General features: G+C 74.4%; 15 protein-coding genes. 8 read left to right on the forward strand and 7 right to left on the reverse strand.

From position 1 onward, the window contains the following. The first annotated feature begins 299 nt into the window (after positions 1 to 299). Both EEJ42_RS19865 and EEJ42_RS19870 read left to right on the forward strand, forming a co-directional pair. Entirely contained in the window at positions 300 to 1,061 is a 762-nt protein-coding gene (locus EEJ42_RS19865; RefSeq protein ID WP_123101388.1) for a polysaccharide deacetylase family protein, read from the forward strand. A gap of 4 nt (positions 1,062 to 1,065) precedes the next feature. Further along, positions 1,066 to 4,755: a lipopolysaccharide biosynthesis protein gene (locus EEJ42_RS19870; protein ID WP_123101390.1), complete on the forward strand. Its 3,690-nt coding sequence runs from the start codon at positions 1,066 to 1,068 to the stop codon at positions 4,753 to 4,755. Between the two features lie 35 nt (positions 4,756 to 4,790). On the opposite strand, the gene EEJ42_RS19875 is transcribed toward EEJ42_RS19870, so the two are convergent. Next, positions 4,791 to 6,188, reverse strand: a complete 1,398-nt coding sequence (locus tag EEJ42_RS19875; protein WP_123101392.1) for a glycoside hydrolase family protein — start codon at positions 6,186 to 6,188, stop codon at positions 4,791 to 4,793. A 159-nt stretch (positions 6,189 to 6,347) separates the two neighbouring features. Between EEJ42_RS19875 and EEJ42_RS19880 the strand changes: the two genes are divergently transcribed. After that, on the forward strand, positions 6,348 to 7,499 hold the full coding sequence (locus EEJ42_RS19880) for a DUF5925 domain-containing protein (protein ID WP_425472930.1): 1,152 nt from the start codon (positions 6,348 to 6,350) through the stop codon (positions 7,497 to 7,499). Positions 7,500 to 7,513: 14 nt separating this feature from the next. Here EEJ42_RS19880 and ddaH read toward each other — a convergent pair whose 3' ends face one another. Next, positions 7,514 to 8,293 (reverse strand): dimethylargininase, encoded by a 780-nt coding sequence (gene ddaH, locus EEJ42_RS19885; RefSeq protein ID WP_123101394.1) that lies wholly within the window; start codon positions 8,291 to 8,293, stop codon positions 7,514 to 7,516. Between the two features lie 22 nt (positions 8,294 to 8,315). Further along, entirely contained in the window at positions 8,316 to 8,690 is a 375-nt protein-coding gene (locus tag EEJ42_RS19890; RefSeq protein WP_123101396.1) for a GntR family transcriptional regulator, read from the reverse strand. Positions 8,691 to 8,813: 123 nt separating this feature from the next. On the opposite strand from EEJ42_RS19890, the gene EEJ42_RS19895 reads away from it, so the two are divergent. Continuing rightward, on the forward strand, positions 8,814 to 9,749 hold the full coding sequence (locus EEJ42_RS19895) for a GNAT family N-acetyltransferase (protein WP_123101398.1): 936 nt from the start codon (positions 8,814 to 8,816) through the stop codon (positions 9,747 to 9,749). 13 nt (positions 9,750 to 9,762) lie between these two features. Here EEJ42_RS19895 and EEJ42_RS19900 read toward each other — a convergent pair whose 3' ends face one another. After that, positions 9,763 to 10,947: a methyltransferase domain-containing protein gene (locus tag EEJ42_RS19900; protein WP_123101400.1), complete on the reverse strand. Its 1,185-nt coding sequence runs from the start codon at positions 10,945 to 10,947 to the stop codon at positions 9,763 to 9,765. Positions 10,948 to 11,035: 88 nt separating this feature from the next. On the opposite strand from EEJ42_RS19900, the gene EEJ42_RS19905 reads away from it, so the two are divergent. The 4 genes from EEJ42_RS19905 to EEJ42_RS19920 all read left to right on the forward strand — a co-directional run bounded on the left by EEJ42_RS19905 (position 11,036) and on the right by EEJ42_RS19920 (position 16,036). After that, a complete protein-coding gene (locus EEJ42_RS19905) occupies positions 11,036 to 11,806 on the forward strand; it encodes a class I SAM-dependent methyltransferase (RefSeq protein ID WP_123101402.1) in 771 nt (256 codons plus the stop codon). A gap of 132 nt (positions 11,807 to 11,938) precedes the next feature. Next, a complete protein-coding gene (locus EEJ42_RS19910) occupies positions 11,939 to 13,165 on the forward strand; it encodes an MFS transporter (protein ID WP_123101414.1) in 1,227 nt (408 codons plus the stop codon). Then, positions 13,140 to 14,903 (forward strand): beta-galactosidase, encoded by a 1,764-nt coding sequence (locus EEJ42_RS19915; protein WP_123101404.1) that lies wholly within the window; start codon positions 13,140 to 13,142, stop codon positions 14,901 to 14,903. The genes EEJ42_RS19910 and EEJ42_RS19915 overlap by 26 nt, the downstream gene beginning before the upstream one ends. Positions 14,904 to 14,974: 71 nt before the next feature. Next, entirely contained in the window at positions 14,975 to 16,036 is a 1,062-nt protein-coding gene (locus EEJ42_RS19920; protein WP_123101406.1) for a LacI family DNA-binding transcriptional regulator, read from the forward strand. On the opposite strand, the gene EEJ42_RS19925 is transcribed toward EEJ42_RS19920, so the two are convergent. The 3 genes from EEJ42_RS19925 to EEJ42_RS19935 all read right to left on the reverse strand — a co-directional run. Then, on the reverse strand, positions 16,021 to 17,214 hold the full coding sequence (locus EEJ42_RS19925; protein ID WP_123101408.1) for a type III PLP-dependent enzyme: 1,194 nt from the start codon (positions 17,212 to 17,214) through the stop codon (positions 16,021 to 16,023). The two genes, EEJ42_RS19920 and EEJ42_RS19925, sit on opposite strands and share 16 nt — an antisense overlap. After that, entirely contained in the window at positions 17,211 to 19,007 is a 1,797-nt protein-coding gene (locus EEJ42_RS19930) for an IucA/IucC family protein (protein ID WP_123101410.1), read from the reverse strand. The genes EEJ42_RS19925 and EEJ42_RS19930 overlap by 4 nt, the downstream gene beginning before the upstream one ends. Before the next feature lie 59 nt (positions 19,008 to 19,066). Next, the coding region (locus EEJ42_RS19935; protein WP_123101416.1) for an IucA/IucC family protein at positions 19,067 to 20,660 on the reverse strand (1,594 nt) is incomplete at its 5' end.

The raw sequence follows: 20,660 nt of genomic DNA on the forward strand, positions 1-20,660 counted from the left end.
GTCGGCCGCGGCGGGCGGCTATCTGATCGGCACCGCCCTGGCCCGCCGGGCGGGCGGTGCCCGCTTCACGATCGCGGCGGTGCCGGGGTCTCCGGCGTCCGGCACTTCGGGGCCTGGCGCCCGTACCGACGACGGGCGCGCCCCATCGGGACACGAGGGGGCGGCATGACGGTGGGACGGCGACCCGCCGGGAGGCGGAGGGCCGCAGCGGTCGGCACGGTCGCGGGCCGCCGCGATGTGGGCCGGGGCGGCGCCGACCGGGGAGGCTCCCCGTGACGACAAGACCGGTGCCGATACTGATGTACCACGCCGTGGCCCACACCCCGGCGCGGGCGACGCACGCGCTGTCCGTCTCACCGGGGGCGTTCGCCGAGCAGATGGAGCTGCTCGGCGCGTCCGGCTTCACCCCGGTGACCTGCGCGCGGCTCGCCGACGCCTGGCGCGGGGGCGATGCGCTGCCGCCGAACCCCGTGCTGATCACCTTCGACGACGGCTACGAGGGCGTGCACCGCCACGCCCTTCCCGTCCTGGAGCGGCACGGCTTCGCGGCCACCCTGTTCGCCTCGACGGGCTGGCTGCGCGGCCGGTACGAGACGGACGGCGCGCTCGACGTGATGCTCGACTGGGGGCAGGTGCGCGAACTCGCCGCAGCCGGGATGGAGGTCGGCGGGCACAGCCACACCCATCCGCAGCTCGACCAGCTCGGCGACGAGCGGCTCCGCTTCGAGGTGGTGCGCTGCCGGGACATCCTCGAGGCCGAGCTGGGCCGTCCGCCGGTGTCGTTCGCCTATCCCTACGGCTACTCCGACCGCCGGGTCCGGCAGGTGGTGCGGGAGGCCGGGTTCGGGGTGTCGCTCGCGGTGGGCAACGCGCTGGCGGACCGCCGCCAGGGGCCGTACGCGCTGCGGCGGGTGACGGTGCGTCGCGGCACCGGCATCGAGGCGTTCGCGCGGCTGGTCCACGGCCGGGCCGTCGGCCGTGCCTTCGCCGGGGACCGGGCGCTCACCAAGGGCTATGCCCTCGTCCGCAGATCACGTCAGCTTCTAGGGAAGGTGCGCTGAGCCCGTGTCCGACACGACCACCCGGGCCGAGGCCGCCGCCGAGGCGCGGCCGGCCGCGGAGCAGCCGCCGCCGACCGGCCCCGGCGGCGGCAGCCAGCTGTTCCGCAATGCCTATGCGCTGATGCTCAACACGGGCATCTCGGCCGTCCTCGGCCTCGGCTTCTGGCTGGCCGCGGCCCGCTACTACGCGGACGACGCGGTCGGCCAGGGCTCGGCGGCCATCGCCGCGATGAAGCTCCTCGCGGGGCTCACCGCGGTGACGCTGACCGGCGCCCTGGCCCGGTTCATCCCGGTCGCCGGGCGGACCACGGGACGGCTGGTGGGCGTCACCTACGCGGGCAGTTCGGTGGTCGTGGCGTGCGCCGCCGTGGTCTTCCTGCTCACGCTGAACCTCTGGGGCCCCTCGTACCGCTTTCTGCACGGCCCGGTGCACGGCATCGGCTTCGTCGTGGCGGTCGTCGGCTGGTCGCTGCTGACCCTCCAGGACGGGGTGCTCACCGGGCTGCGCAGCGCGTTCTGGGTGCCGGTGGGCAATACGGTGTTCCTGGCGGCGAAGCTGCTGCTGCTCGTCGCGCTCGCCGCCACGATCCCGACCGCCGGGGTGTTCGTGTCGTGGGTGGTCTCCATCGCGCTGTCCGTGCTGCCGCTGGGCTGGCTGGTCTTCCGGCGTCTGGTGCCGCGGCATGTGAAGAGGACGGAGGACCGGGCGCGGCCCGCGTCGTACCGGGAGATGGGCCGCTTCCTCGCCGGGGACTACACCGGGTCGCTGTTCTCGCTGGCCGTGGTGTACGCGGTGCCGGTCATCGTCGCCTCGCAGGTCAGCGCGGCCGACAACGCGTACTTCTACATCACCACCACCATCGGCGGCACGGTCAATCTGCTCGCCATCAACATGGGCGCGTCGCTGACCGTCGAGGGCTCGCACGACCCGGCCCGGCTGGCGGAGAACTGCCGGGCGGCGCTGCGCCGGATGGCGCGCATCATGCTGCCGGTCTGTCTCGGGCTCTTCGTCTTCGCCCCGCAGATCCTGGGCGTGTTCGAGGCGGGCTACGCGGACGCGGCCGCGCCGCTGCTGCGCTGGTTCGCGGTGGGCGCGGCGCTGCGGGTGGCCATCGAGGTGTACTTCGCGGTGCTGCGGGCGCAGAGCCGCACCTCGGGACTGGCCTATCTCCAGGGGCTGTTGTGCGTGCTGGTGCTGGGGCTGACGTTGCTGCTGCTGCCGCGGATGGGGCTGGTGGGCGCAGGCGTCGCGGAGATCTCCAGCCTGGCGGTGATCGCCTCGATCGCGTCGGTGAAGCTGTACCGGGTGGTCACGGCGCAGCCCGCGGCCCCGGCCGCTTCGGAGCCGGTGCGGGTTCCGCCTCCGCCCGGCCCTCCCCCGCCGCTGGAGCGCGGCACCGCGCCCGACGGCGATCTGGCGGATCTGGCGGTGGACGGCGACCGTCGCGCCAAGCGGTCCCGTGGCACGCACGACGCCCGCTACGGCACCCGCTGGGCGCTGCGGTCGGCGCTGGACGCGGACACGCTGGTGCTGGGCGTCCGCATGGACTTCGACCATCCGGAGCGCCGTCCCGACGCCCGGTACGGCCCGCAGCCCGAAGCGCCCCCGCCATCCGTACCGTCCGCGCCCGCTGCTTCTGCCCCACCCGCTGCTTCTGCCGCGCCCGCCGTGCCGCAGGCACCGCGCGATACGGGCAGGACGCGGCCGAAGACCAGCGTGGCTGTCCTGTGGGCGGTCCTGGCCGTCGGTCTCGGCCTCTACTGGCTGCCGTTGCTCGGCCTGGACGCCGCCGACCTGGACCGGATGGGCGGGCTCGGGCTGGTCTCCGTACTGCCCGGGCCGACGCTGCCGGGGGCGGCGCTGCTCGTCGCCGTGTTCGCCGGTGCGCTCGCGCTCGGGCGGCAGCGCCGTGCGCTGCTCACCGTCGCCCTGCTGGCCACCGTCGTGTCCCTGCACGCCGTGCCCGCCGTGCTGGAGGCGCATCCGCGGTTCCCGACCGCGTGGCAGCACCTGGGGTTCCTGGACTACATCGGCCGGACCGGCGACGCCGTGCCCGACCTCGACGCGCGCTGGAGCTGGCCGGGTTTCTTCGCCGGGGCCGCGTTCCTCGCCGAGGCGTGCGGCGTACGGGACTTCACCGCGCTGCTGCGCTGGTGGCCGACGGTCATCCAGCTGCTCTACCTCGCCCCCCTGATGGTGCTGATGCGCGCGCTGCGGGCGAGCTGGCGGGCCAAGTGGACCGCGGTGTGGCTGTTCGCCCTGAGCGGCTGGGTGGGCCAGGACTACTTCTCGCCGCAGGGGTTCACGTACCTCTTCTATCTGGTGTTCGTCGCCGTGCTGCTGGTGTGGTTCCGCGAACCGCGGGTGCTGGGCGGCAGGCGCAGGCCCGGTGAGGCGGAGGTGGCCGAGGCGACGCGCGGTCAGCGCGCGGCGCTGCTCGGGCTGCTGATCGCGCTGTTCGCGGCGTCGGTGGCGGCGCATCAGCTGACCCCGTTCGTGATGCTCGGCGTGGTGACCGCGCTGGTCCTGGTTCGGCGTTCCGATCTGTACGGGCTGCCGCTGCTGTGCGGGGTGATGGTGGTCGTCTGGATCGGCTTCCTGGCGGAGCCGTACTGGTCGGGCCACTGGGACGAGCTGTTCGGCGGGGTCGGCGGGGTGGGCGGCAATGTGTCGTCGTCCGTCTCCGGCCGGATCGAGGGCGGCAGCAGTGTGCACAAGCTGGTGCTGTACGTGCGGGTGGCGCTGGCCGGCGGGGTGCTGGCGTGCGCCTGCTGGGGGGTGCTGCGGCGGCGCGCGGCGGGTTTCACCGAGCGGGCGCTGCTGGTGCTGACCTTCGTGCCGTTCCTGGGCTTCGGCATGCAGAGTTACGGCGGCGAAATGGCCCTGCGCGTCTTCATGTTCGCGCTGCCGGGCGCCTGTGTGCTCGGGGCGCTGGCGATCTTCCCGCGGGTGCGGCCGGACCGCCGGGGCCTGGCGCCGGTCGCGGCCCTGGTGGCGGGGCTGACGCTGATGTCCGGCTTCCTGGTCGCCCGCTGGGGCAACGAGGCGTTCGAGCGGGTGCGGCCCGGCGAGGTCGCGGCCATGGAGTACCTCTACGCGCACGACAAGCCGACCGTGCGGGTGCTGTGGATGAGCGACGACCCTGTCAACAACGTCACCCCCGCGATGCCGTGGGGCGCGCGGGACATGGAGCGGGTCGCGTACGAGCCGACGCTCGCCCCGCGCGACCCGGTGCTGGTGGGCGGGCTGGTGACGGCGCTGCGCGACGCCGGGCCGCGCTCGTACCTGATGGTGGGCCGCGGCCAGTCCGTCTCGCTCCAGCTGGACGGCGGTTACGGGGCGCGCTGGCAGGAGCGGCTGCTGCGCTCCCTGGACCAGCGCCCCGAACTGCGCCGGGTGCTGTCGAACGGCGACGCGTCGCTGTACGAGCTGGCGTCGCCGCCGCGCGGAGCGGCGCCGGAGCCGAAGCCGGGCCCGGCCGGTCCGCAGATCACCTGGACGCCGTGGTCGGTGACCGGCGCGCTGGCGGCGGTGGTGCTGATGGTGCTGCTCGCGGCGCGCGAGGTGGTGCGGGTGGCGGTGCGGCCGAGCGTACGGCGGCTGCGGTGGCTCCAGGCGTCGTACTGGTTCGCGCTGCCGCTGCTGCTGGTGGTGCTGGCGTCGCTGGTGCAGCGGTTCCTGACGATGTCATGAGGAGGCCGACGTCGGTGAGCATGTCGCCCACACCGTCACCGCTTGAGCCAGCGCACCTCGTACGCGTCCATGGCGAACGACCGCCCGTCGACCTTCGCCTTGATCGGCCGGGCCAGGGTGTTGACCACCAGAGTCGCGTCGTCGTCGGCGAGGACCTGCACGTTGGGCCGGTCGTCGGCGGCGATGTCCACCGAGCGGAAGCGGGTGCCCGGCGGGAACTCGCGGCCGAAGCGGCTCAGCAGCTCCATCATGGGCAGCGCGCTGCCGCCGTCGTCCAGTTCGGTGGGGCGCCACAGACAGCCGGGGCAGTCGGCGTCCGTCGTCTCCGGGTTCCAGTAGAAGGCGGTCGCGGCGCCGCCGCGGGCCAGCCGGGTCAGCGCGGTGGCCTGCACGGCGACGCGGTGCGCCTCGCTCCAGCGGCCACGGGCGCCCTCCCGGCTCGTGTCGGCGGCCGGTTCCACGTACCACTCGGCCCACCACACCGGCAGCTTCGTGGTCGCGTCGAGCCAGCGGGTGACGTCCTCGAACTTCTGCGTCGCGCCGAACGCGTCCGGGATCAGCCGGTCGCCCTCGCGGGTGTAGCTGGAGCCGTCGACCACGACGAAGTCGGCGCCCGCCTTGTGCTCGTTCCAGTACGTGATCGCGTCGGCGGAGCGCCGGTCGAGCGTGCCCCAGGGGCCGGACACCGTGGCGTCGCCGCCCGCCGCGCCGGGCGGGTCGCTGTCGGCCACGACGTACGGACCGCCGACCAGGTTCTTCGGGTTCCGCTTCTTCAGCTCGTCGTAGACGAGGTTGTAGAGCTTGGTGTAGCCCTCGTAGTTCCAGCGGTTCTTGCCGTCGTCGTAGAAGCCCTTGAACTCGTTCCAGACGATGAAGTGCCGCACCTCGGGGTAGCGGTCGGCGACCTTCCCGGCGAGCTTCGCGAAGTCCTCGTAGTGGTCGGGGGTCGGCGCGGTCTCCAGGGACTCCTGCGACCAGTCCGTGTCCCCCGGGGTGCCGCCCTTCATCCAGTCGGGCGCACAGCACAGGGTGAGCACGGGCTCGGTGCCGGTGGTGCGCATCAGGGCGACGCGCCGGTCCAGGTCCGCGAAGTCGTAGCGGCCCGGAGACGGCTCGGGGTTGCCCGCGCCCCACCCCATGATGTGCTGGTTCTGCGGCATCGGACGGTCCGACAGCAGCGACTCGGCGGCCTTCCTGCCGCTGTCGGTGCCGCGGTCGGCGCTGTACTGGGTGTGGGTGAAGCCCCAGCCGAGACCGGCCGACGCCGCTCGCTCACGGGCCGAGGCCGACGCCCCCGGCCGCCCCGCACCGTCCCCCGGCCAGCTCGTGCACGTGGTCAGCAGCAGGGCCAGGGTGCCCATGCCGATGGCGAGCAGTGCGGTGATCCGCCACCGCCGCGCTCCCGGTAATCCCGCCCGCGACCCCACCGGCATGCCTACCCGTGTTCCCACCCGCGCCCCGCCCCGTTCCCGTCCTTGACGCCCCACAAAGGGTAAGAGTATCCCTGAACGCCCCCATTCCGGTGGGCTTCTTCGGAACAGCTCGGTAAACGGCCGTAAACCCCGGTGCGCCGACGCCCCTCGTGCTGGATCATGGGGCAGGGTGCGCCGAACGCCGCACCGGACCGCTCGCTCAGGAGGCAGACCCTGCCCGCCACACCCGCCGAACAGTCCCTTCCGATCCGGCTGAACGTCGATGACAGCGATTCGCCGTCGGATGTCGTCGACGCACTCTTTCTCGGCCGTTTCGCGACCGGAGAGCAGCCGTATGCCCGCAGCCACTCCGTCGACCGGGTGAAGTCGGGCGCCACGCTGCTGCCGCCCGCCGCGACCGTGCTGCGCGCGGCCCGCGACGACGACCGCAGCGCCACGCTCGCCGAGGGCGACGGCTGGACCCTGCTGGTGTCCCGGTGGAACCGGGGCGCGGACGTGACCGTGACCGCGGTCCGGGACGACCTTGCCGAAACGGTGCTGCGGCAGGCGGTCGACGGCGCCGAGGACGAGCCCGAGCCCCAGCCGGAGAACGTGTCGATGGGCTTCTGGTACGTCTCGCCGCGCCGCGGCCCGCACCGCACCACCCGTCAGATCGCGGCCGGGACCTGGGAGGATATCCGCGACAACTACACCGCGCCGGTCGCCGAGGCGATGGACGGGCTGATGAAGGTCACCCCGGACGACATCGCGGGCCGGCTCCTGCTGCTGCACGGCCCGCCCGGCACCGGCAAGACCTCCGCGCTGCGCACCCTCGCCCGCTCCTGGCGCGACTGGTGCCAGGTGGACTGCGTCCTGGACCCGGAGCGGCTGTTCACCGACGTCGGCTATCTGATGGACATCGCCATCGGCGAGGACGACGGCTCGGCCAAGGGCCGCTGGCGGCTGCTGCTCCTGGAGGACTGCGACGAGCTGATCCGCGGCGAGGCCAAGCACACCGCGGGCCAGGCGCTGTCCCGGCTGCTCAACCTGACGGACGGTCTGCTGGGCCAGGGGCGCAACGTCTTGGTCGGGGTGACCACCAACGAGGACCTGGAGCGGCTGCACCCGGCGGTGGTCCGCCCCGGCCGCTGCCTGGCCCGCATCGAGGTCGGCAAGCTGAACCGCACGGAGGCGGTCAACTGGCTCGGCACGGAGGAGGGCATCGGCCGGGACGGCGCGACGCTCGCGGAGCTGTTCGCCCTCCGCCGCGGCACCCGCCCCGCCTCCGTCCCCATCCAGCCGGGCGAGACGGACGCGGGGCTGTACCTGTAAGCCCGTCCCGCGGCCTAGACGTACAGCTCCCGCAGCCGCACCGACAGGCAGGTCACACAGCCCTCCATCTTCTCGAACTCGCCGATGTCCACCGGCACCGGCGTATATCCGAGGTCGGCGAAGAGCGCCGCGCTGCGCGGCGCGCTCGCCGCCATCAGCAGCCTGCCGCCGCCCAGCAGCACCACGTGCGCCCCCGACTCCTCGGGCACCGGCAGGAAGCGCGGAAACGCGGCCGGGTCGTCGACCAGCGGCGGATACCCGATCACGGTGCCGTCCGGCAGCGCCGTGACCGCCGACTTCAGGTGCAGCACCTTGCTGACCGGCACGGCCACCACCCTCGCCCCCAACGGCTCGAAGGCGGCGCGCAGCTGCCGCACCCCCTCGCCGTTGGTGCGGCCGCCGCGCCCGACGTACACCGTGTCGCCGATCTTCAGGACATCGCCGCCCTCCAGCGTCCCCGGCTCCCGCACCCGGTTGACCGAACAGCCGAGCGCCGTCACGGCCGCCTCGGCGGCCGCGGTCTCGGGGCGGCGGGACTCGGCGCCGGGACGCGAGACGAGCGCGACGTTCCGGTGGACGACCATCGTGTCCTCGACGAAGACCCCGTCCGGGCACGCGTCGACCGGATCGGCCTCCACCGTCTCCCAGCCGTGCGTCTTCAGGGCCGCGACGTACGCCTCCCACTGCCGCAGCGCGAGCGCGGCGTCGACCGGCTTGCGGTCGATGTGCGTGACGAGCCCCTCCGCGAGCCGCGGGCTCGGCCGCCGGACCAGGGCGATACGGCTGGTGGTCATGGGTTCCCCCTATCGTTTCGGGTCACTCACCGTACGCGGCCCGCAGCGCGTCCTCGACGGTGGCGAGGGCCGCCGCGCGGTCCAGGCCGAGCCGCCGGGCGCGCTGGGCGTAGGTCTGTGCCGCCTCGGCGGCCTGGCGTCCGGCCGCGTCACCGGCCGCCGCGACGAACGTGCCGTGGCGCCCGCGGGTCTCGATCACGCCGTCCGACTCCAGCGCGCGGTACGCCTTGGCGACGGTGTTCGCCGCCAGGCCCAGCTCCTCGGCGAAGCCGCGTACGGTGGGCAGCTTGTAGCCCACGGGGAGGTCCCCGGAGCGGGCCTGCTCGGCGATCTGCGCGCGGATCTGCTCGAAGGGGGCGGTCGCCGCGTCGGGGTCGACGGTGATCTGCAAGGCCACGTGGGGCTCCTGGGGTGCGTACGGCCTGGGGTGCGGACTTTGTCGCACCCATTGTGTGCCGCTTGGAGTGCGGCCGGAAAATCGGAGGCGGGCCGGGGGCACCTGGCCGTAGTCTGCGCGCCCATGACCATGACCATGCGCGATTTCCGGGCCGCCGACGCGGCAGCCGTCGCGGAGGCACGTCGCTCCGCCTTCCCCCACCTCGTGACGACGGACCGGACCGTGGCCTGGGAGGTGGCGAGCGCGCCGGAGGCCCGCCGCTACCGGCTGCTGGTCGCCGAGGCGGACGGCCGGGTGGTGGGCGCTTGCGAAGTGGGCCTCTTCCCGGGCGAAAACGGCGACGGGCCGGGCGTGGCCTGCGCCAACACCTCGGTGCGCGCCGACGCGCGGGGCCGGGGCGCCGGTTCGGCGCTGGTGGCCGCGGCGGAGGAGTACGCGGCGGGGCTGGGTGCCGCCAAGGTGTTCGCGTGGACCGTGGACGAGCCCGCCTGCGTCGCGTTCGCCGAACGCCGCGGCTACCGGCGCAGCCGGTCGTGCCGCATCCTGCGGCTGGACCTCGCGAAGGCGGACCTGCCGCCGCTGGGCGCGGACGCCCTGCCGGACGGCGTGGCGCTGCGGACCGCGGCGGACCTCGCCGACGATCCGCGCCCGCTGTACGAGACGGACGTCGCCGTGATGGCGGACGAGCCCGGCGACGTGGTGGAGAGCCGGATGCCCTACGCCGAGTGGCTGGCCCGGACCTGGGACCATCCCGCCCTGGACCACGAACTGACCTCGCTGGCCGTCGTGGACGGCCGGGTCGCGGCGTTCAGCCTCGCCCACACGGATGGCCGCGGCCACTACTGGTCGGGCATGACCGGCACGCTGCGCGCCTACCGCGGCCGGGGCCTGGCGAAGCTGGCCAAGACCCATTCGCTGCACCGGGCGCGCGCGGCGGGGTGCGCCGAGGCGTTCACGGGCAACGACAGCGAGAACGGCCCGATGCTGGCGATCAACGTGGGGCTCGGCTACACCGTGGCCGCCCTGGAGGGGCGCTACGTACGCGAGCTGGGCCACTGACGGCGGGTGGCCGTCACCCCGACGCCTCCAGCACCACCAGCCGGTCCGGGCCGTCCGGGGCGAACGCGATGCCGTCCCCCGGCTCGTGCCAGTGCACGGCGAACCGCTCCCCGGCCCGGTACGCCTCCACGCCCGCGCGGCAGTACGCCACCATGTCCTCCGGNTACGCCTCCACGCCCGCGCGGCAGTACGCCACCATGTCCTCCGGGAGGGCGTCCAGCACGAACCAGCCGATCTCGGAGCACTTGTCCGGTTCCCGGTTCACCGGCTCCCCCGCGCCGTCCGTCAGCTCCGCCTCGAAGAACCAGCCCGTACGGGCCGAGCCCGTGGGCGACTTGTGCTGCATGACGAGCGCCACCCGCACCTCGTCGGGGGTGAGCCGGATGCCGATCTCCTCGGCCGCCTCACGGATCACCGCGGTCCGTACGTCCTCGCCGTCCTCCACATGGCCGGACGGCGCGTGCAGCAGCCCGTCCGCGTACCCCGTGCCCGCGCGGCGCGCGAGCAGGATCCTGCCGCCGCGCCGCAACAGCAGATGGACGTCGACGATCTCCGCGTGCCGCCGGGGCGGAGCGAGCTCCGCGCGCAGCACATAGCGCTCGTCGCGCACCGGCCGCCCCCACAGCGCCGCGTCCGCCGCCAGCTGTTCGACGTACGTACGGGACGCCAGCGGCTCGACCATGCGCATCAGGTCACCGGCCGTCAGCCCGACCGGGTCCGACTCGCCCCACCGCCCCTCGACCAGCACCAGCGCCCCGCCCGGCCGCAGCAGCCGGGCCCAGCGCCGCAGCACGGCCTCCTGACCGGGCAGCAGCCACAGCAGATGGCGCGCCAGGACGACGTCGAAGGCGCCCTCCTCGACCGGCGGTGCCGCCGCGTCCCCGACGAGCACGGTGGCGTCCGTCCCGGCGAGCTTGGCGCGGGCGCGCTCGGCCATCCGCGGCGACCGGTCGACGCCCGTCACCCGGTGGCCCTGCTCGGCCGCGATGCGGGCCAGGCTGCCCGTGCCGCAGCCGAGGTCCAGCACGTCGCAGGGCTGCCCGGGCAGCCACTGCCGCAGCCGGGCCGCCCACGCCTCCCGCACGGCCGGATCGCGCAGCCCGTGGTCCGGCTCGTCGTCGAACCCGGCCGCGGCGGCGTCCCAGTAGTCGGCGGTGTCGGCGGTCCCGTAACCGGCGGTCGTTCCCTCAGCACCCATGCGGCGCATCGTCGCACCCCCCACTGACAATGCCCCCGGTCCGGAACGCCCCCGCTGACAACGTCCGGCGCGCGGGCGATGATGGGGCATGTCCTCGACGCCGCACGCCGCCCTCGCCTCGTCGTTCAACGCCGTCGCCGCGCAGTACGCGGCCGCCCGGCCCGGGTATCCGCCCGCGCTGTTCGAGGCGGTGGAGGAGGTCACGGGCCGACCGCTGGCCGGGGCGGAGGTGCTGGACGTGGGGGCGGGCACGGGCATCGCCACGCGACTGCTGGCCGACCGCGGCGCCCGCGTCACCGCCGTGGAGCCGGGCGCGGGCATGGCGGCGCAGCTGCGCGCCTCCGCCCCGGACGTCCGGCTCGTGCGGGGTGACGCCGACGTCCTGCCCTTCCGCGACGGGGTCGCGGACCTCATCGCGTACGCCCAGTCCTGGCACTGGACCGATCCGCGGCGCTCCGTCCCCGAGGCGCTGCGGGTGCTGCGCCCCGGCGGGGCGCTGGCGATGTGGTGGAACCTGCCGGACCTCGACGTCCCCTGGGTGGCGCGGCAGGAGGAGCGGCTCGCCGAGCGCTGCCCGGCCTACCGGCCGCCGGGTTTCCCGAGCACCGTGGCGGGGCGGCTCGCGCCGTTCGGGGTGCGGACGGCGGACCGCAGGGTGCGCTGGTCGCGGACCGTCACGGTCGAGGACAAGGTGCGCTCGCTCGGCAGCCACTCCTATCTGGCGGTGATGGACGCCGGGGAGGCGGATGCGGTGCTGGACGCGGAGCGGGCGGAGCTGCTCGCGCTGTTCCCGGACGGGGTGCTCACCGAGCCGTTCGTCGTGGATCTCGTGGTGGGGTGGGGCACCGGAGCGGGGTGACACGGCCGCATGGGTCGGCGGCGGGTGTCTTGACGGCAGAAATGTTAGCGGTAACACTCTCCCCTTGTGGACAACGTGGACACCGTGGACGAGCACGTAGGCCGGACTCCCGATCCCTCCTCACACCCACCCCTGTTCAGCCGAGCCGCGGTGGTCGCGTCCTGCGTCGGATTCATCCTCATCGGCGCGCTCCAGGCCCTCTACGGCCCGTCGATCCCCGCCTTCCGCGACGCCCACGGGCTGTCGCCCTCGGCCGCCGGGCTGGCCTTGAGCGCGCACTTCGTCGGCGGCGTCGCGGGCGTCCTCGGCTTCGACCGGCTCTTCGGCCGGATCGGCAACCGCACGCTGCTCGGCTCTTCGTATCTGCTCATGGCGGGCGGCGCGGCCGGGTTCGCGCTCGCCCCCAGCTGGCCGCTCGCCCTGGGTCTCGCGCTGCTCGCGGGGCTCGGCTTCGGCGGCATCGACTACGGGCTCAACCAGATGTTCGCGGTCGGCTTCGGGCGGCGCAGCGCCGCCATGCTCAACGTCCTCAACGCCCACTTCGGCATCGGCGCGATCCTCGGCCCGGCCCTCATCGGCCTGGTCGGGGCGGAGCACTACACCCTGGTGTTCCTGGGGTTCGCCGTGCTCACGCTGCCGCTGGTGCTGTGTCTGGCCGGGGTGCGGGACGAGGCGCCGCCGCGCGGCGGCGCCGAGCCGGAGACCACCGACAAAGCCCGCAACCGCAGCCTCGCCACCGTCCTGGGCGCGTTCGTGCTGCTCTACGTCCTCCATGTCGGCGTCGAGGCCGGGGTCGGGGGCTGGGAGCCCACCCACCTGGAGACCGTCGGGTACGGCGCGACCGCCGCCGCGTCCGCGACCTCCGTGTACTGGCTGATGATGACCGTCGGCCGCTTCCTGGTCGCCCCGCTCGCGCTGCGCTGGTCCGCCCCGGCGATCATCGCGGTCAGCTGCGCGGGCATGACCGTCTGTCTGCTGCTCGCCGCGATCCCGGCCGTGGCCCCGTACGCGTACGCGGGCGTCGGCCTGTTCATCGCGCCGATCTTCCCGACCGGTCTGCCCTGGCTGGGCCGGGCCGCGCCGCGGGCCCGCCGGGCCGGGGCGCTGGTGATCGCCGCGTCGATGATCGGCGGGGTGGCCGCGGGGCCCGTGCTCGGCAAGGCGATCGAGCTGTCGGGCATCCGTGCCGTACCCCTCGTCCTGGGCGCCGTCTCGGCCGTCTGCCTGATCACCACCGTCTGGCTGATCCGCGCCACGTCCTCGTCCGTATCCCCTACGCACACCATGACCACCGCACCCGCTCCGGCCCGTGCGGTCGAAAGGACTTCGGCCCATGCCCGCCCTGACGCTCACCCATGACGGCTTCCTCCTCCACGGCAAGCCCTTCCGGATCCTCTCCGGCGGCTTCCACTACTTCCGCACCCACCCCGACCAGTGGGCCGACCGGCTGCGCAAGGCGCGGCTGCTGGGGCTCAACACGGTCGAGACGTACGTCCCGTGGAATCTGCACCAGCCCACGCCGGACGGCCCGCTGGACCTCGACGGGCTGCTCGACCTGCCCCGTTTCCTGGAGCTCGCCCGGGCCGAGGGGCTGTCCGTGCTGCTGCGCCCCGGCCCGTACATCTGCGCCGAGTGGGAGGGCGGCGGGCTGCCCTCCTGGCTGACCGCCGATCCGAACATCCGGCAGCGCAGCAGCGATCCGCGGTTCACCGGCGCCGTGGACGCGTACCTCGATCTGCTGCTGCCGCCGCTCGCTCCCTACATGGCGGCGGCCGGTGGCCCGGTCATCGCGGTCCAGGTGGAGAACGAGTACGGCGCCTACGGCGACGACACCGCCTACCTCGCCCATCTGGCCGACGCCCTGCGCAAGCGCGGCGTCGAGGAGCTGCTGTTCACCTGCGACCAGGCGGACAAGGCCATGCTGGCGGCCGGGAGCCTGCCCGGGGTGCTCTCCACCGGCACCTTCGGCAGCCGGGTCGGCGACGCGCTGGAGGTGCTGCGCGCCCACCAGGAAAGCGGTCCGCTGATGTGCGCGGAGTTCTGGATCGGCTGGTTCGACCACTGGGGCGAGCCGCACCACGTGCGGGCGGCGGACGACGCGGCCGCCGACCTGGACGCGCTGCTGTCGGCGGGGGCGTCGGTGAACCTCTACATGTTCCACGGGGGCACCAACTTCGCCTTCACCAGCGGCGCGAACCACGATCACGCCTATGCGCCCGCCGTCACCTCCTACGACTACGACGCGGTGCTCACCGAATGCGGCGACCCGGGCCCCAAGTACGCGGCGTTCCGCGAGGTCCTCGCCCGCCACACGGACGTACCGGACGAGCCCATTCCGGAGCCGTCGCCCAAGCTGCCGCCGACCGAGGTCCGTCTGACCGCATCGGCGAACGCCCTGGTCAGCGCCGAATTCCTGGCCCCGGCGGAACACTTCACCGACCCGCCGACCATGGAGGCGCTCGGCCAGAGTTACGGCTTCGTCCTGTACGGCACCGAGCTGCCCGTCATCGGCGACCACGTCCTGCACTTCACGGGCGGGGTCGGCGACCGGGCGCAGGTCTTCGTGAACGGCGCCCCGGCCGGTGTCGTCGAACGGGAGCGCCACGAGAACAGCATCCATGTGCGCAGCCCCGAATACGGCGCCCGGCTGGACGTCCTGGTCGAGAACATGGGCCGCGCCAACTACGGCGTCCGCATCGGCGACCCCAAGGGCATCACCGGCCCGGTCACCCTCGACGGGAAGCCGCTGGAGAACTGGACCTGCCACCGCCTCCCCCTGGACCGGCTCCCCGAACTCCCCTTCCGCACCACCGACACCCCCGTCGCGGGCCCGGGCTTCCACCGCGGCACGTTCACCGTGGAGACCCCTGCCGACGCGTATCTCGCCCTGCCGGGCTGGACCAAGGGCGTGGCCTGGGTCAACGGCTTCAACCTGGGCCGCTACTGGTCGCGCGGCCCGCAGCGACGGCTGTACCTGCCGTGGCCGGTGCTGAAGGCGGGCGAGAACGAACTGACCCTGCTGGAGCTACAGTCGGCGACGACCCGGGTGGCCCACCTCGTCGACGCACCGGACCTGGGCTGGACCGCGAGGGACTGACCCCGGAACCCCGGGTGCGGGCCACGCCCCGCACCCGGGGCGAGCACCCCCTTCGAAGGAGCCACGACCGCATGGCGGAGCCCCACCGCGCCCCCACCCGACGCCGCCGCCCCACCACCGGCGGCGGTGTGGTGATGGCGGACGTCGCCCGGCTCGCGGGCGTCTCCGACCAGACCGTCTCCCGCGTCCTCAACGACCACCCCCGGGTCCGCGCCGAAACCCGGGAACGCGTCCGCGCCGCCATGCGCGAGCTGGGCTACCGCCCCACCGCAAGCGCCCGGACCCTGGCCAGCGGGCGCAGCCGCACCCTCGGCGTGATCTCCTTCGACGCGGCCCGCTTCGGCCCGGCCGCCACGCTCGCCGGGATCAACGAGGCCGCGCAGGCGGCCGGTTACCTCGTCAGTACGATCGCCCTCACCGCCGCCGACCAGGCCGCCGTCACCGGCGCGGTGGACCGCCTGCTCGGCCAGGGCGCGGACGGCATCATCGCCATCGCGCCGCAGCGCTCGGTCGGCCAGGCCCTGGTCGAGGCGGATCACGGCGTCCCCATGGTCACCCTGGACAAGAGCTTCGGCGCCCACATCCCGGTCGTCGCGGGCGACTCCGCCTCCGGCGCCCGCCAGGCCACCGCACACCTCCTCGGCCTCGGCCACCGCACCGTCCGCCACATCGCGGGCCCCACCGGCTGGATCGCTGCCGAAGCCCGCGTCGACGGCTGGCGCGCCGCGCTGGACGCCGCGGGCGCCGAGGTCCACGAGCCGCTGCTGGGCGACTGGAGCGCGGACTCCGGCTACGACCTGGGCCGCCGCATCGCCCGGCAGCCCGGCCTCACCGCGCTGTTCGTCTCCAACGACCAGATGGCCGTCGGCGTCCTGCGCGCCCTCCACGAGGCGGGCCTCCGGGTCCCCGAGGACGTCAGCATGGTCGGCTACGACGACATCCCCGAAGCCGCCCATCTGCTCCCGCCGCTCACCACCGTCCGCACCGACTTCACCGAGATCGGCCGCCGCTGTCTGACCCTCATGCTCGACCAGCTCGACCGCTCGCCGGAGCCCGGCGTCCGCGTGACCATCCCCACCGAGCTGGTCGTCCGCCGCAGCACGGGCCCCGCCCCTGATCACTCCCCGAGGTAGTGGAAGCCCGGCTTCGGGTGCATGAGGAAGTCGTGGTGCGAGATGTTCCAGGCGTACGCGCCCGCCATCGCGAAGGCGACGCGGTCCCCGGCGCGCAGCTCCTCGACCGGGACGCCGCGGGCCAGGACGTCCTTGGGGGTGCACAGCTGGCCGACCAGGGTGACCGGTTCCCCTTGGGCGGCGGGGCGGGGCCAGGGGTGGGGCCAGGGAGCGGCGGGGAGCACCTGGAAGGGGTGGTCGTGCTGTTTGGCGGCCGGGGTGCGCAGGTGGTGGGTGCCGCCGCGGAGGACCGCGAACGCCTCGCCGCGGCTGTGCTTGAGGTCCAGCACCTCCGTGACGTACCAGCCGCAGTACGCGGTCAGCGCCCGGCCCGGCTCGATCCGCAGGGTCAGGCCGGGGTTGCGGTCGGCGACCTCGGCCAGGCCCTCGCCGTACGCCTTCCAGTCGAAGCGGGTGTCGGGGCGGGTGTAGTCCACGCCCATGCCGCCGCCCACGTTGACCTCGGTGAGGTCCAGGCCGTGGCGGTCGGACAGCGCGCGCGTCCAGTCGGTGATCCGCGCGGCCACGGCGGTCTGGGCCGGGGCGTCCAGGCCGCTCGCGAGGTGGGCGTGGATGCCGCGCAGCCGGAGCGGGCCGTCCGGGGTGAAGAGCGGCAGGCACCGCGCCACCCGGTCGGGGTCGAGGCCGAAGGGGCTGGGGCGGCCGCCCATGGCGAGCGCCGCGCCGCCCAGTGCCTCGTCGGTCAGGGGGAGGTTGACGCGCAGCAGGACGTCCACGGGGCGGCCCTCGGCGAGCGTGGCCAGCAGCCGCAGTTCGTGCTCGCTCTCCACATGGAACCGTTCCACGCCCAGCTCCAGCGCCCGCCGCAGCTCCGTCTCCGTCTTGCCGGGTCCACCGAAGGCGAGGGGCCGTTCGGGGACGGCCTCGCGGACGTGCGCCAGTTCGCCGCCCGAGGCGACCTCGTAGCCGGTGACGTGCGGGGCGAGCGCGCGCAGGACCGGCGGTTCCGGGTTGGCCTTCGCCGCGTAGTACAGCTCGACGTGGGGAGGGAGCGCGTCCCGTATCTCCCGGGCGTGGGCGTCGAGGGCGGTCAGGTCGTAGACGTAGGCGGGGAGGCCGTCTCCGGTGAGCGCCTCGGCGAGCGCGGCGGCCGGTGGGGTGAGGGGCAAGGGGGTCAACGGGCGCTCCCGGGGGCGATGACGCGGGCCGCCTCGGACAGCAGGTCGGAGGCGAGCGGGCTGGCGATACGGACGTAACCGGCGTCCCGGTCGGCCTTGCGGCCCCAGCGGGTCAGCAGGTTGGCCTTGGCGGGCAGCGGCACGCCCGCCACCAGGGCGCGCAGCGCTGGCGGGTCGTCGTGGGCGGCGGCGCGTTCGCACAGGACGCGGCGGACCGCCGACCACAGGTCGGGCTCCAGCCGGGGGTGGCGGTCGGCGAGGGCGGCGACCATCTCGGCGAGGTGGTTGACCAGCAAGCAGTACACCACCCGGTCCCAGCCGCGCTCGGGCCCGTACGTCATGGGGCGGGCCACCGCCTCGGGCAGCGCCGCGAGCGCGGCGGCGTGGTGGCCGGAGTGGCCGGAGTGGCCGGAGTGGCCGGAGTGGCCGGACACCAGCTTGGTGCCCTCCAGGTCGCGGAAGAGCACCTGGCGCGGGGTGCCGGTGGTGTCCACGCCGATGACCACGTTCTGGAGGTGGGGTTCGAGGACCACGCCGTGGTCGAAGTAGGCGGCCAGGACGGGCGGTACGAGGAGGTCGAGATACGCCTGCCACCAGGCGAGCGCGTGCTCGGGCCCGGCGTCGCCGAGGAGGTGGGAGAGCTGGGCGCCGCTCGTCGGGTACTCGTCGGCGACGGCCGCCGCCAGCAGCCCGGTCAGCCCCGGCCGCAGCCGGACGTCCAGCCCCTCGCGGACGATCACGCCGAACCCCTCGGAGAGGTGGCGGTCGTCGAGGTCGAGGGTGCGGTAGCCGGGTTCGCGCAGCAGGTCGGCGCCGGGGAAGCGGGCGGCGAGGTCGGCGGCGACCGGCTCCAGCAGCCGGGTGAGGGCGACGGCGCCGGACAGCTCGTAGTCGGCGTTCTTGCGGAGGCAGTTGGTGATGCGCACGTTCAGGCTGAACTTGAGGAAGTCCCGGCCGTCGTAGAGCGTGCGGACCGAGGCGGTCGGCGCGAAGTCCGGGCCGCCGGGCCCCAGGTCGAGGATGTCGCCGCGGTCGAGCGCCGCCCGCAGCACCCGGTGCTCGCGGAGCATGGCGTACTGCCAGGGGTGGGCGGGCAGCAGCCGGTAGCCGTCGGGGACCGGCCGCTGGCGGTCCAGCGGCGCCAGCGCCCCGGTGTACGCGGCCTCCTCCCGTACGTACTCCCGGCGCACCGCGAGGTGGTGCAGCGGGAAGCGGGCCCCGGCCTCGGGCGCGAACAGCGCCCAGGAGGCGGGGCTTCCGCTGCGGGCCTTGGGGGTGGGGTGGAAGCGGTGGCCGAAGAAGAGGGACTGCTCGGAGGCCAGGTAGGCGTCGGGGGCGGAATCCCCGGTGGCCTTCTCGCGCTCCTGGAGGGCGGCCGTCATGCCCGCGTGGCTGGAGGCGACCTGCGCCAGGAACTCGTCGTTGCGGACCCCCGTGCGCAGCTGGAGTTCCCGCTGGATCCGCTCGGCCAGACCGCGCCAGGAGACCTCCGCCCAGACGCCGTCGCGCTGTTCGCTGACCGGTCCGGTGAACCGGTGCGCGCCGATCAGCGACGTTCGGCGCAGCCCCACCCGCAGGAGCACCCCGCTGCGGGGCAGCCGCAGCCGCAGCCCGCCGTCGTCGGCCACGACGGTCTGGTGTTCCGGGCCCGACACCTCGCGCAGCAGACAGTTGAGCAGGGTGTGGGCGGTCGCGTGGTCGGCGGAGACCAACGCCGTGGCGGGCGAGACCGGGGCGGCGGGCGAGAACGCGGGGGTCGAGACCGCGGGAGAGGGCGAGGAGGTCGTTGGCATGGAGCGGCTCCAGCGGGTGCGGAGAGGAGAGGTGTGGAGGGATAAGGAGGTCGCGGCCGTCATCTGCCGCGCCCCCGCAGAAGGTAGTTGGGCCCGGTCACGTAATGCTTGTTGACGTCGGCGGCGCCCGACCGGGCCTTGGTGAACAGCGTGCCCGCGGTCACCATCGCCTTGACCGGCAGCCGGTCCGCGTCCAGCACCCGGGAGCGCAGCACGGCGCCGGCCGCCCCCGGGTACACCGCGCCGGTCCGTTCGACGGCCTCGGTGAGCCGGGCGCGCAGCTGCCGCAGCAGGACGTCCAGGGGCGCGCGGCCGAGGGCGGCCAGTTCGAAGGCGAGCGCGGCGGCGCACAGATGGACGGTGATGGTGGTGAACACGTCCGCCACCGGTCCGTCGCCGCCCGTCAGGATGCGGCGGTCGTCGAATCCGCACAGATCCGCGGCGTCGGCCCCGCCGATCATCGCGGCGAGCCGGATCGCGTGGACGCGCGGCCCGTCGTGGTCCTTGATGAGCAGCCGCAGCCGTGGGGTGGCCGGGCCGCCGGTGTCGTCGAAGACGAGGGAGGTGTTCTGCTGATGCGACTCCAGGGCGATGCCGTAGGCGAAGAGGGTGGTGTGGAAGTCGAAGAGGAGGGTGAGGTACGCGTCGAGCAGGGCGAACAGGTCCCCGCCGTAGTACCGCTCAGCGAGCGCGTCCGCCACGAGCGTGCCGTCCGGGGTCCGGGCCAGCAGCCCGGCCAGCGGCACGACCCGCGCGTTCTCCAGACCCGGCGGATAGCGGCGGACCAGCGTGGCCAACAGCTCGTGCCCGGCGTGCAGATGGGTCGTCTCGTCGGCGAGCAGCACGGTCTCCGCGAACCGCGGCTCCCGCGCGATCACCGCCTCCGTCAGCCGCTGCGCCACCTCGCCGTCGAGAAGCGTGCCCGGCTTGACGGTCCGCCGGTTGCGCAGCCCCAGGGTGGCGGTGGTGAGCGGCAGCTTGAGGTGGGTGAGCGGATCGTCGGCGACGGCGACGGTCCGCATCGACAGCGTGGGCCGTACGTCCAGCCACGGCCGCTCGGCGAGCCGCGCCCGCCCGCGCAGCCCGGTCGCGTCGAGGGCGACGTCGAGGGAGCGGCCGACGGTGAGCGGATGCACGGGCAACGCGACATGGTCGGCGTCGAGCCCCCCGGGCAGCCCCAGCTCCCCGGGCCGCGGCCACCACGCGGGCAGCCGCCCCGGATCCCCGCCGACCACCGCGCGCGGCACCGCGAGCCAGCGCAGCGCGAAGGAGGGCGCGAACTCGGGCGCGTGGGCGCGCAGGGCGTCCTCGCCGAACACGGACCGGCCGCGGCTGGTGGGGTAGACGGGATGGTCGCGGAAGGCGGCCAGCGTGTCGTACGCGACGCCCCCGCCCATCCCGGACCACCGCCCGGCTTCCCCGTACCGCGCGGCCAGCCCCCGGACGACACCGGGCCGGACGCGGTCGTGCAGCCGCGTGGCGTCCAGCGCGCGGTGGCATTCGCCCACGAAGACGTCGTACAGCTCCCGGTCCTCCCCCGCCACCACCCCCCGCAGCCGCCCGAGCACGCCATCCAGCCCCCGCACCACGACGGCCGGGGTCACGGTCCCGGCCACCGCGCCGGGCCCTGGGCCGCCGGTATGCGCCGCGCGG

Origin of the sequence: Streptomyces botrytidirepellens, from assembly GCF_003721215.1 — a bacterium.
GTDB classification, from domain to species: Bacteria; Actinomycetota; Actinomycetes; order Streptomycetales; family Streptomycetaceae; genus Streptomyces; species Streptomyces himastatinicus.